Annotated in this window: 13 protein-coding genes and 1 pseudogene; 6 read left to right on the top strand and 8 right to left on the bottom strand. The window is 59.0% G+C overall.

The window, feature by feature from the left end:
- Positions 1–675: pseudogene (locus tag AC1XOS_RS13690) on the top strand (gfo/Idh/MocA family oxidoreductase); the annotation flags it as partial.
- A gap of 9 nt (positions 676–684) precedes the next feature.
- On the opposite strand, the gene AC1XOS_RS13685 reads toward AC1XOS_RS13690, so the two are convergent.
- The 3 genes from AC1XOS_RS13685 to AC1XOS_RS13675 all read right to left on the bottom strand — a co-directional run bounded on the left by AC1XOS_RS13685 (position 685) and on the right by AC1XOS_RS13675 (position 3,123).
- The gene (locus AC1XOS_RS13685) at positions 685–1,431 is read right to left on the bottom strand and encodes a metallophosphoesterase (RefSeq protein ID WP_481962783.1); all 747 of its coding nucleotides are present in this window, start codon (positions 1,429–1,431) and stop codon (positions 685–687) included.
- A gap of 109 nt (positions 1,432–1,540) precedes the next feature.
- Complete coding sequence (locus AC1XOS_RS13680; RefSeq protein WP_481962782.1) at positions 1,541–2,662, bottom strand: hypothetical protein; 1,122 nt, start codon at positions 2,660–2,662, stop codon at positions 1,541–1,543.
- Between the two features lie 83 nt (positions 2,663–2,745).
- Positions 2,746–3,123, bottom strand: a complete 378-nt coding sequence (locus tag AC1XOS_RS13675) for a hypothetical protein (protein WP_481962781.1) — start codon at positions 3,121–3,123, stop codon at positions 2,746–2,748.
- 92 nt (positions 3,124–3,215) lie between these two features.
- Between AC1XOS_RS13675 and AC1XOS_RS13670 the strand changes: the two genes are divergently transcribed.
- From AC1XOS_RS13670 to AC1XOS_RS13650, 5 genes are all read left to right on the top strand, one after another.
- Positions 3,216–4,103, top strand: a complete 888-nt coding sequence (locus AC1XOS_RS13670; protein WP_481962780.1) for a S1C family serine protease — start codon at positions 3,216–3,218, stop codon at positions 4,101–4,103.
- An 8-nt stretch (positions 4,104–4,111) separates the two neighbouring features.
- Positions 4,112–4,729, top strand: coding sequence for a response regulator transcription factor (locus tag AC1XOS_RS13665; RefSeq protein WP_481962779.1), 618 nt, complete (start codon positions 4,112–4,114; stop codon positions 4,727–4,729).
- A gap of 105 nt (positions 4,730–4,834) precedes the next feature.
- Entirely contained in the window at positions 4,835–5,629 is a 795-nt protein-coding gene (locus AC1XOS_RS13660) for a glycosyltransferase family 2 protein (protein ID WP_481962778.1), read from the top strand.
- A gap of 103 nt (positions 5,630–5,732) precedes the next feature.
- Positions 5,733–8,297, top strand: coding sequence for a putative bifunctional diguanylate cyclase/phosphodiesterase (locus tag AC1XOS_RS13655; RefSeq protein WP_481962777.1), 2,565 nt, complete (start codon positions 5,733–5,735; stop codon positions 8,295–8,297).
- 20 nt (positions 8,298–8,317) lie between these two features.
- Positions 8,318–8,929, top strand: coding sequence for a hypothetical protein (locus AC1XOS_RS13650; RefSeq protein WP_481962776.1), 612 nt, complete (start codon positions 8,318–8,320; stop codon positions 8,927–8,929).
- On the opposite strand, the gene AC1XOS_RS13645 is transcribed toward AC1XOS_RS13650, so the two are convergent.
- The 5 genes from AC1XOS_RS13645 to hisH form a co-directional block, all read right to left on the bottom strand.
- Positions 8,916–9,755 (bottom strand): hypothetical protein, encoded by an 840-nt coding sequence (locus AC1XOS_RS13645; protein ID WP_481962775.1) that lies wholly within the window; start codon positions 9,753–9,755, stop codon positions 8,916–8,918. The genes AC1XOS_RS13650 and AC1XOS_RS13645 overlap by 14 nt on opposite strands.
- Positions 9,756–9,764: 9 nt before the next feature.
- Positions 9,765–10,106, bottom strand: coding sequence for a hypothetical protein (locus AC1XOS_RS13640; protein WP_481962774.1), 342 nt, complete (start codon positions 10,104–10,106; stop codon positions 9,765–9,767).
- 2 nt (positions 10,107–10,108) lie between these two features.
- On the bottom strand, positions 10,109–10,426 hold the full coding sequence (locus AC1XOS_RS13635) for a hypothetical protein (protein ID WP_481962773.1): 318 nt from the start codon (positions 10,424–10,426) through the stop codon (positions 10,109–10,111).
- Positions 10,427–10,431: 5 nt separating this feature from the next.
- Positions 10,432–11,163, bottom strand: coding sequence for a 1-(5-phosphoribosyl)-5-[(5-phosphoribosylamino)methylideneamino]imidazole-4-carboxamide isomerase (hisA, locus tag AC1XOS_RS13630; RefSeq protein ID WP_481962772.1), 732 nt, complete (start codon positions 11,161–11,163; stop codon positions 10,432–10,434).
- A 153-nt stretch (positions 11,164–11,316) separates the two neighbouring features.
- The coding region (hisH, locus tag AC1XOS_RS13625) for an imidazole glycerol phosphate synthase subunit HisH (protein WP_481962771.1) at positions 11,317–11,993 on the bottom strand (677 nt) is incomplete at its 5' end.

Genomic DNA, 11,993 nt, shown 5'->3' with positions numbered 1-11,993 from the left:
CTGCTGCTCGCCGACTCGGGCGAGGGGCTCTGGCGGCGCGTCCCGCACATCAAGCGCAATGGCAACCTCTACCCCACCCACGGCCTCGGCCCGGTGGCACAGTACATGGGCGTGCACAGCGGGGATCGGTTCACCCGCCTCGTCTCGATGAGCAGCAAGTCGGTTGCCCTGGCCGAGTACCGCGACTCCCACGTCCCCACCGACAGCCCCAAGCGCAAAGAAACCTATAAGTGCGGCGACATGAACACCAGCCTGATCCAGACCGCCCAAGGCCGCACGATCATCTTGCAGCACACGGTGACGCTCCCACGGCCCTACTCCCGCCTGAATGTCATTGAGGGCTCTAAGGGAATCTTCATGGACTACCCCGCGCGCTTCTATATCGAGGGCCAGAAAGGCGGCGAGGACTTTGTCGGCACCGAGGTCTACAAACAGTACGAAGACCCGCTCTGGCAGCGTGAGGGAGAGCTGGCGCGCAAGCTCGGAGGCCACGGCGGGATGGACTACATCATGAACTTCCGCCTAATCGAGTGCTACCAAAGTGGCCTCACCCCGGACATGAACTGCTACGATGCCGCCGCCTGGAGCGCCCCCGGTCCGCTCTCGGAGGAGTCCATTCAGAAAGGCAGCTCCGGGATCACCTTCCCCGACTTCACCCGCGGCAACTGGAAGTAGACGCCGATTTTAACCGGCGGCACGTTTGAGCGTGAGGACAGTGACTTCGGGCGGGCAGTTGAGGCGCATTCGTGGCGGGAGCACGCCGACGCCACGGGTGGTGTAGAGCGGCATGCGCTCGACATAGGTCAGGCCCGCCGGGTAGCGCTTGCCTTCGTCGGGGAGGCGGAGTGGGCCGACTCCCGGTAGCACCAGCTGCCCCCCATGCGTGTGGCCGGAGAGCATCAGCGATGCCCCGGCGTCGGCGGCAAACGAGGCACGGTCGGGCTCGTGCCAGAGGAGAATGCAGGGGGCTCTGCTACTTTTCAGCAGCGCCTTGGGGTCGGTGGGGCGTGAGATGGCACTGCGAAGCCCTGCTATCTCTAGCTCGGCTTTCTCGCTCCGAAGTGAGGCGATGGTGTCCAGAAGTGGCGTGATCCCGGCGCTTTCCCAGAGCTCTTGGGGAGGATCGAGCGGCGGGGCGGGGAAGTCGTGGTTACCAAAGACCGCAAAAGCCCCTCGGCGAGCGCTGCGTGCCAGTGGCTCCAAGGCATTGACGCAAGCGGTCATGTCGGCGTTGTAGTCACCTTCGCGGTCGCAGATATAGTCGCCGACAAGTAGCAATAGATCAGGCTTGGCGGCTTTGGCTAGTGCGAGGGCGGGCGTAAGGCTCTCGGCGGGGAAGCTCGGGCAGACGTGAAGATCTCCTAAGATCACAGCACGCAGGCCATCGAAGGCAAGCGGAAGCTGGGGCAGCGTGACGGTAATACTCTCCACAACGGGCTGATGCGCCTCACGTCGCCCATAAGCGGCAAGCGCCGCTGTGCCGCCCCCAAGAAAACTTCCCGAGAGCAGCCAGCGGCGCAGAACCGTACGCCGGGAGGGCTTAGCGCTTCGGCTCAGCCGCTACCGCCATGTCTGTACGGACGCTACCGTCGCCACCCAGCGCGGGCAGAGGCATCGGGCCGCCGTCGTAGAAGCCACCACCACCGCCGGGATAGGGATAGATTCCCCAGCGATTGAACTGCTCCATGGTGCCATCGGAGTAGCGAATGGTGACATTGCCCTGGCTGTCCCAGGTGATCGTGGCGGGCAGACCGGCCTCGGGGCCCTTGACCGTTCCTCGGCCACTGCCATCCGGATTGTGGGTAAAGATCGCCTCGTAGCCATCGGAGGTGCTCATGCGGGTGCCGCTAGCGCCGTCGTTGCGCCAGGAGCCTGCGGACTCATTCCAGACCTTGCCGTCTGCCGACTCGCTGCGGTTGAGCCACGACGAACCATTGCCTCCCCAGTTGCTCGCGCCCTTGTCTTTCCAGCCGTCAACGTAGACATTCTCGTACTTTGAGCTGCCCGAGGCCCAACCCGCGTTGGTGATGTTCTCCGACGAGCCATACGCGCCTTTTAGAAAGCCCGCCGTGAACTTGTAGCTGGACTTCCAGACCTGCGGGAACGTCTCCCAGCTTGTCGGCCAGGTGCTGACGATCTCTCCGGCGGGCTTGCTGAGTGCCTCGTCTTCAAAGAGCTCGGTCTTGATCTGACCGTCTTTCTGTGAGACCTTCGCCCAGAGCCCAAGGTAGTAGTCGTAGTAGGTATAGTTCTGCGCCTCACCCCACCAAGGCCACGGTGCTATCGTCATGCCAGCAGGATCGTCTTCACTTCGGGTTACCTTCTTGGCGCGTGAGCCTGGGCCACTCTGCATCATGTTCTTCAGGAATGCCCCTAGCTGAGGAACGTCACCGTTTGCATAGCCTGCCCCCGCACTCGGAGGAGGTGCTCCCCCCACCGCTCCTAGGGCCATGTTGTCACGCGCCGGCCCCATGCCATCCACCGCTCCAAACATCGTCCCGCCGGAGAAGAGCTTGCGCACCACACTGCCCACACGCTCTTGCGTCGCCCGTGTTACCGGCCCCGCGGGAGTGGAGACACCGCCGCCACCCGAGCAGCCCGCCAGCCAGAGAAGACCCGTGCCGCCCATCAAAGAAAACATTCCACGTCGATTTAGCTTCATATCTAGGTTCCTTATTTTTCCCAAAAAGCGTACCCCGCTCCGATACTCTTAGAGTAATTTTATCCGATTTACCTTCAAAAATATTATTCGGCACTTTTGAGCATTTTCGCCAGCCAGCCCAGTAAGCCCGCAAAGCCTGCCAGTGCCATGGTAATCATCACCCCCGAGGGTAAAACGAGAGGATTTCCCCCTATCACCACCACAAATGCGAGAGCAATGCTAAGCGCCAATAGGGCCAGTGCGGCGCATGCAACTCCCCAGCAGGCCGCTTTTCGCAGGCGCAAAAGAAGCGCTCCCACGCTTGCCAGGCAGCAAAAGCTCACCAAGGCTACCAGTACCGTTAGGACAAGCTCGCCGCCCGGGCTGCGCACCAGAGTGAAGACAAAAAAGCTCCCCAGAATTAGGTTCAGTGCCAGAGTGACTCCCTCCAAGGAGCTCCAGCGAGCTTGCTGCTTTTGCATGGCTCAGGATACACGATTTTGCTCGGATGGGCAGTAGCCCCCCTGCTCTCTTGGCCGGGGCACGGCAAGTCCTCAGCGCATATCCTATGACCATGAGCAACGAACTTTCTTCTTTTTCCGACGCACTCGCCGAGCTTGTCAGCACCGCAGGCAGCTCCCTAGTGCGCGTGGATGATGGCACGCGGCTGACGGCTACAGGGTTGGTCTGGGAGCCGAATGTGATCGTCACCACAAGCCACGGCACGGAGCGCGACGACGATCTTTTCGTGATCACCTCGGAGGGCATGCGGCTTCCTGCACAGCTTATTGGCCGTGACCCCGAGACCGATCTGGCAGCGCTTCGCGTGGAGGCAGAGCTGAGTGCCATCGCCCACCCTAACGAAAACTTTGAGCCGCGTCTTGGACAGCTTGCTCTGGCACTCTCTCGCCCCGGAGACTATGGCCTCGTCGCAACGCTCGGCATCGTGGCGTCCGTCCAAGCGACCCAAACGGCAGGAGCTCCCGAGTACATTGTCAGCACCGATGCGGATCTCTATCCTGGCAGCTCGGGGGGGGCACTTCTCGCCGCAGACGGAAGGCTCATTGGGCTCATCAACCGTGGCTTTGGGCGTGGAATGGGCGTGGCTCTAGGGACACCTCTTGTGGCTCGTGTCGTGACGGCGCTGCTTCAGCACGGTCGCGTGCCACGTGGCTACTTAGGGGTCAAGATGCAGCATGTCGCGCTTCCCGATGGGCTGCGGGTCACCCACTCCCTGGCGCAAGAGAGCGGCCTTTTGGTGATCCATGTCGAGCCGGAGGGAGCTGCCCATGCTGCGGGCGTGCTGCTGGGCGACACGCTGATCGGGCTAGATGGCACGCCACTCGACGATGTCTCAGGGATCCGTGAGCGCCTCGCCGCAGGCCGTGCTTTCACTCTGGAAATCCTGCGGGGTGGCCAGCGCCAGACTTTAACGGGAACCGCAGCCACCTCCCCGGCGTAGAAGCGAGTATGAAAAAAATCTGCACGCTGATTGTGGCTCCCTACGCTCCCGTTCGCGTCGGGCTGGCAGCCTTGCTACGCGAGTCAGAGGCGATCTGCGTGCAGGGGGAGCTTCCAGGCAATCTGGAGACACTCACGAGAATGCTCCCCGGCCTCACCCCGGATGCGATTCTCTACGAGGGCGATGGCCTTGAGGCGCTCCTTGGCGTTATCATGCAGCTACCTGATCCCCCGGCACTGGTGGTTCTCGGGGACAGTGCTAGCCGCGACCTGCCGCGCCTTCAGGCGACGAGTACGCTCCCTGGCTGGGGCTATCTCAGTCGCGACTCCGAGGCCAGCACGCTCGCCTTGGCACTACAGTCAGCGGCAGCGGGACTGGTCGTCCAAGAGCCACAGGCCTCAAGTGCACCTTCTCACGCTCCCACAGATGATATCCTGACGGCCCGTGAGCTGGAAGTGCTGGCCCTCATGGCGCAGGGCCTCCCCAATAAGCTCATCGCCTTCAAGCTCGGTGTCACGCTCCACACCGCCAAGTTCCACGTGGCCCAGATCCTCGCCAAGCTAGGAGCCGCCAGCCGCACGGAGGCCGTCACGCTCGGTGCACGCCGCGGCCTGATCGCGCTGTAAAAGAAAAAACTACTTCCGCTTGGCGATGGCATGGCTCCACAGAACCGTGGTCCAAGCGGCCTGTGCCAGCGCGATTCGAATCGGCTTCATAAAAAGGATTGTACCGTGGAACAAAATGAGCCAGGGCGCGGTATCCTAGGTACAATGGTCACCGATGCCCTGGCTCCCACTCTTCCGTCGGAGCGCTCACGCCCCGTGAGCGCTCCGTCGTACTTGCTCTCCGTTGCGATCCCGGTCTACAACGAGAAGAACACGCTCTTGCAAATCTTAGAGCGCATCCGTGCCGTCCCGGTACCGATGGAGATTCTCTTGGTAGACGACGGCAGCACCGACGGCACCCGCGAGCTACTTAAAAGCGAGGTCGAGGGAGTGTGGGACAATGTCCGCGTGCTCTACCACCCTCAAAACAAAGGCAAGGGCGCCGCCATTGTCACAGCAATCGGGGCCGCCACGGGGGATTACTTAATCGTCCAAGACGCTGATTTAGAGTACAACCCCGAAGACTATCCTCGGCTCCTTGCCCCTCTCCTCTCCGGCGAGGCGCAAGTGGTCTATGGCTCGCGCTTTGCAGGCAAGATCGAGAACATGCAGCCCGCCAACCGACTTGCCAACTTTCTGCTCACCAACACCGCAAATCTGCTCTTTCCCGGCGCACGCCTCACCGATGAAGCCACTTGCTATAAAGTCTTTAAGATGGATGTTTTGAGGCAGTTTACGCTAAGCTCCCAGCGTTTTGATTTCTGCCCCGAAGTAACGGCAAAAGTGCTCAAGCGCGGGATTAAGATCCACGAGCTACCCGTAAACTACCGAGCGCGCACCATGGCGCAGGGCAAGAAAATCCGCCCCTCAGACTTTCTTCAAGCGCTCTGGACACTGATAAAATATCGCGTTTCCGACTAACGAGAAACTGACTAATAACCGACCATAGAACGTAGAAGTCGTTATGCGTTCGTTACATACAAAAGTCGTTATTTTACTATCCCTATGCTTTCTCTGTTGTTCGATGGGGCTCTTTGCCTGGCAGAGCCAACAGCGACAACTACTCAACCATGCAGCATATCTGCTCAATGTTGAGGCGCAAAAACGAACCTATCGCCTCCTAGAGCTGATCAGTGCTCCTCTAATCAACTACTGCCAAACCGTTGTCCAGCAAAAAAACCTTACGGATTTTCTGGCAGCACCACTTGCTCTCCCCAAAGAGCTAGACGGGGCCTGGATCTTTGACAATAACGGCGCGCGTCTCTACACGCAGCGAAAGCGCGACAGTATCACACTGACCTGGGCAGACATCCGGGAGCAGCACAATAAGAAAAATAGTCATTTTTTCGTCGAGACTCCCCAAGGGCTCCTAGAGCTTTACCGGGCAAGCCTACCACAAGGTGCGGGAGTGGTCTTCGCAGGCAAGCTCTGGACGCCCGCGGTACTCAAGCAGATTGAGGGAATCATGGGTAGCACGGCGACACTCTATAGTCGCTCACATGCCCCACGGCAGGACCTAGATGATAAGGCACAGGTGCAGCTAGAGGTTCCTCTTGATCCCAATACCCCCAACGTGACCCTACACCTGAGCTTTCGTGCCCCCAGCCTTCAGATGCAGCACGAAGCCTTTCAAGCCACACCCATCTGGCTGTTTCTCTTCAGCACCGCTCTACTTTTCGTCCTTTCTATCGCTCTCTACCACTGGATCAGCTTCCCCCTTAAACGTCTGACAACCGCTCTGCGTGAGGAGAGTCTAGAGCCTCTAGCAGCCCTGAAGCCGGACACACAAGAAGTTCATGAGCTGGCAGGAATGGTGCGCACTTTCTTTGCCCAACGCCAGACCATTCAGCAGGACCGTGATCTTTTAGAAGCGCGGGTCGAGGAGCGTACACAAGAGCTGAGCGATACCATTTCCTCCATGTCGGAGACTCAGGCACGCCTCAAGGCTGTTTTAGCAAACTTACCGGTGGTTGTCTTCGCACTAGATGAGCAGGCCAAGGTGACTTTCTTTGAAGGTCAGGGAATGAAGAGCATTGACATTGTGATACCTCAAGTCGTAGGGCGCTCTGTCTACCGACACTTTCCTTTCCGCCGTACCTCCGAGTATGGACGCTATATCAAGGATGTTCTAACCGGGGAGAAGCGCGCGTGGACGATGCCACTAGGGTCACGTTGCTTTGATGTTCAGTGTAGCCCTCTTCGAGGCGAGAATAATCAGGTAGTGGGAGTGATCGGAGTCGCCCTTGATGTCACGGAGCGCGTACGTTTTGAAGACCGTCTTGTACACCAAGCCAAGCACGATGCCCTCACGGGGCTACCAAACCGGCACTTTTTCCAAGAGCGCCTAGAGCAGGCGCTGGCTCAGGCTACTTGCGATAGTCGCCAAGTAGCGCTTCTCTTTTTGGATCTGGATAACTTCAAGCTGGTCAATGACACGCTGGGCCATGAAGCGGGCGACCAGCTCCTCCAGCAGATTACCCTGCGTATCAACGGGCTCCTAGGGCCAGGCCGCATGCTCGCCCGACTCGGGGGTGACGAGTTCACGATCTTAGTGGAGCACTTCTCTTCTCCTACCAGTGTCGAGCAGCTTGCAGAGCGTATTCGGATGGTGATGGAAGAAAGCTTCTTATTAGAGTCACAGGAGATCTTTTGCCGTAGTAGCGTAGGCGTGGTCTACAGTACCCCAGAGTCCACCGTAGGCGAGATGCTACGTAACGCCGATATCGCCATGTACCGCTCTAAAGAGAAAGGCAAAGGCCGACACACGACATTTGATGAGAGCATGAACCTTCACTTACAAGAGCGCCTTGCCCTCGAATCGGACCTGCGTCATGCCCTCCAAAACGATGAGCTGATGCTCTACTACCAGCCGATTATCTCACTAGAAAGTGGCCTGATGGTAGGAGTCGAGGCGCTCGCGCGCTGGGAGCACCCGCGCCTGGGCACCATTCTCCCCTCACGCTTTGTGGCCATTGCGGAGGAATCTGGCCTCTCCAGTAGCTTGGACTACTGGGCTCTGCACACTGCTTGCCGTCAGTTTGGGATCTGGAACAAACAGATAGAGACTCCTCTCAATATCAGTGTCAATATCTCCACCCGGCAGTTTCAGCGAAGTGACCTAGACCGAGCTGTGCAGATGGTCCTGGCCGACACGGAGCTAGACCCGCAGAAGCTCACGCTAGAGATCACTGAGGGCGTGATGATGCAGGATCCCATAGGAGCGAGTAGCATTCTAGGGCGCCTCAAAGCCCTCGGAGTGCAGATCGCGATTGATGACTTTGGAACGGGCTACTCCTCCATGGCCTATCTGAGCAACCTACCGATAAACACACTCAAGATTGACCGCTCGTTTATTACCCACATGACGGATCAGAAAGAAAACGCGGCCATTGTCGAGGCTATTATTCATCTGGCGCGTGCTCTCTCTTTAAAAGTAACCAGCGAGGGTGTGGAGACTGCCGAGCAGGTGAAGGTCTTGCAGTGGCTCAAGTGCCATCAGGCGCAGGGCTACTTCTACTCAAAACCTCTTACCCAGAGCCAGCTTGAGAAGCTTATTCTGCAGCCCAAGCATCTTAAGAAAGTGGCATAACGTGCTACAATGGGGTTATTATGAGTCCTTTCTTTGTTGCTCTCTGCTTACTCTTCCCTCAGCCACCCGCCGCACCTGCTCCCAATAAAGCGGCCCTTGTGGTTCAAGAGCAGCTTGTCGAGCTTAGCCTGCTCCAGTCGCTTGCTCCACTCAAGCTCACCCCCGAGCAGATTGGAAAGCTCTTGCCCACTCTGAAAAAAGCACGTGAGAGTGCTGTTGAGCTCAACAAACAAGACGACGAAGACCTGGTACGAATTGGCCCTGAGGTTGCCAAAGCGCGGGCGCAGGCCATTGCCGGGAGTGGCCTGCCCGATACCATTGAGAAGCGCGTCCTGGAGATGCAGCGCCTGGCTGCCTCGCGCCGCCTGGAGGCCACTCGTAAAACGGTCAAGGCTATCTTAGAGCCCCTTCGCGAGCTTCTCACGGAGAGCCAGAAAAGCGAGATCGAGAAGCTAAGTGAGACGTTCTACGGCGGCAAGCGTGTTCCCAAAGAGTACGCCAAAGATCCCAGTAAAGCCCCCAAAGACGTGGTTCAGGAGCTTGCGATCTCGGCCTATATCGAGCGCACACTGCTCTTTGACAAGACCATTGCCTTGCTGGAGCTCATGAAAGCGGCTCCTAAACCGGAGTAACGTCCGCAAGCGGAAGGCGAAAAAGCTCACGCTGCTCGTTGCCGAGCAGCAGGGTCTGGTTGTCCAGAAAGCAGATTGCCTCGCACTGCTTGGCACTCTCCAGAACCTGGCGCTTGACGGCCTTGCTGAGGAGCTTATCTCCCACGCCGCGTGTCTCGAAGATCCAGACAGATGCCACGGGGAGCTGCGCCAGCACCGCGAGATACTTTCCATCGGGGGAGAGATCTGCGCCTGTCACCCAGCCGCCCAGCCCACTGCGCTGATCCAGCCGTGTGAGCGTGTTGGTCTTTTCCGTGTTTTCACTATCCAACCGATAGAGCACCGTGCTATCGGAGGGGAAGAACGGCGAGCCTGCCGCGCGGTGCTTGGTCAAGAGATGGAGCTTCTTGCGGTAGACAAAGACCGCCTCGCAGTCGAAGCGCCACTCGGTCTTTTTTGGAGGAAACTCGGTCTGATCGGGGTAGGCCACCCGAATTTTCGTGGCCATGACAGTAGCCTTCTTCGGCTCTGGCTCCCTGAGCTTATAGACACAGAGATCGTCGCGCTTGTTGGCATTGTTGCCCATATCCGAGATATAGAGCGTGCCACTCTCACGATCCAGCGCGATATCTTCCCAGTCTTTATTGGCAGCATCCTCAACTTCGATCTCCGCCACAAAGCTTCCGTCGGCATGGATCGCAAAAAAGCGCGAGCGATCGCCGCTGTCGTTGTGTGCCCAGAGAACTCCCGGCGAGCGCTGGCTGGCCACCAAGCCGCTCAGCTCCGAGAGGGCATCTTTTCGGATCGTCCCCGTGGGAATCCACCGACGCTTTTTGGGCTCCTGCATGACTACAGTTTACCGCCCCAGAGTCAGCTTCTGTGGATCGTCGGTGGTCTGATAATTTTGGGTAAGCTGTCGCTCCTCCACGCGCTTCAGACGCGCCTCCACGCCATCTAGCGCCGAGTCAAATGACAGATCAAACTTGGTCGTCGTGTCTCGAAGCGCTATCATTTGCTCTTTGAGGGAGCTCAGCTCTGCCCGCAGCTCCTCGCTCATCTGAACCGTGCTTCCCTCCGTCCCCTTGCGCGCCTTGATCTTCTCCATCTCCTGCCGGTGCCACGACGCGACTCCAATGATAGAAATGATCCCCACGAAGATCACGAGTAAGATAAAGACTGCTGCGATTTCTCCTGCCATGCCTACTGCTCCGTTCTCAAGCGTGCGAGAGGATCGTTTGCGGTCGTGGTGTACGACGAGCGGGTCTCTATCCGATCAACGCGCTCTTCCATGCGTGTCAGCGCTGCATCAAACGACATGTCGTAGCGCATGGTCGTGTCTCGGAGCTGGCGCACTTCGTTGCGGAGCTCATCAATGGCCACCTGCACTCCGACATCGTTTGCCTGAACACTCTTGGCCTTAATCTCAGCCATCTTCAGCCGATGGTGCAAGATCGCTTTCATCCCAGAGTGACATCCAATGATCACTGCGATTCCCAAAAACATCTGCTCAGGTTCCATAAGATCTATCCTCGCGCCACACACAGGGCATCGGCGAGCGACAGCCGCCCGGCGTAGAGCGCTTTGCCGACTATGACAGCTTCTACGCCTCTTTGTTGCACAGCGACGAGCTGTTCAATATCCGCAATCCCCGCCACGCCGCCCGACGCGATCACCGGAAGGCCCACGGCCTCAGCAAGTGCCGCGGTTGCCTCCACATTGACGCCCTCCAGCATACCATCGCGGGCAATATCCGTGAAGAGAAACCGCCGCGCCCCCAGAGCCGCCATGCGCTTGCAGAAATCTTCGACGCGCTCACCGCTGGTCTCTTTCCAGCCATGCGTCGCGACAAAGCCCTCGCTGGCATCCGCCCCGATAATCACGTGCTCGCCGTATTTTTCCAAGATCGCCGCAATCGCCTCCGGGTTGCCCGCCGCGCTGGTGCCGACAATCGCCCGGCTCGCCCCCAGCGCCAGCATCGCCCCGACTTTCTCCGGCGTGCGCAGACCGCCGCCCACCTGGACAGGAATCGAAACCGCCGCCAGAATGGCTTTAATCACCGGATGGTTCGTCGCCTCGCCGGTCTTTGCGCCGTCCAAGTCCACGATATGAATCCGCGTCGCCCCGGCCTTCTCAAAGCCAAGCGCTGTTGCCACCGGATCGTCGGCCACTTTTTCGCTCGTCCCAAAATCGCCTTTTCGTAGACGAACCGCCTGTCCGCCAAATAGATCAATGGCGGGAATAATTTCTAATGCCAATCTAATTCCTCTCCAGACCGCCGGTTGAAAACCGGCGTCTGCAATGGCACTGCGTGCCGCAAAGCCCGTGCCGGGCTACCGTGCTAATTCCTCAGCCCGGCACGGGCTTCGCAGCCGAAGGCTACTGTTGACGCCCAATTCCCTTGGGCGGATTCAGAGCCTCGCGAAGTTGTCGAGAATTTGCAGCCCCACTTTGCCGGATTTCTCGGGGTGGAACTGGACGCCAAAGATATTGCCGACGGAGACGGCAGAGCAATACGTCAGCGTGAACTCGGTCTGGGCGGCGACGACACTTGGATCGTCCGGGGCGCAGTAGAAGCTGTGGACAAAGTAGACCATCGCGCCGGGCTCTAGGCCTGCCATGAGGGGGCTTTCTTTGGGGAAAGTGAGCGCGTTCCAGCCGATCTGGGGGATTTTCACGCCGGGTGCATCAGGGAAGCGCTGGACGCGGCCCGGAATCAAACCAAGGCCGGGGTGCTCGCCCATCTCCTCGCTGGCGTCAAAGAGAAGCTGCATGCCGACGCAGATGCCTAAGAAAGGCTTGCCGGAGTGCGCCGCGACTAAAGCCACTTGCTCCAAGCCGCGCTCACGCAGGGTTTTCTCTGCCGCGCCAAACGCGCCAACACCGGGGAGAATCACTTTGTCGGCAGCGGCAATCTCGGCGGGGTCGCTGGTGACGTTGATGGCGTGGCCCAGGAACTCGAAGGCTTTCTCCACCGAGCGCAGGTTGCCCACGCCATAGTCCATCAGCGCAATCACTAGAGCACGCCTTTGGTGGAGGGAATGCCGGTCACGCGGTCGTCCAGCGCAACGGCTTGGCGCAGGGCACG

This window comes from Armatimonas sp. (genome assembly GCF_964826245.1).
The sequence above is the reverse complement of the archived record's forward strand: the minus strand, read 5'-3'. Positions and strand labels throughout refer to the sequence as shown.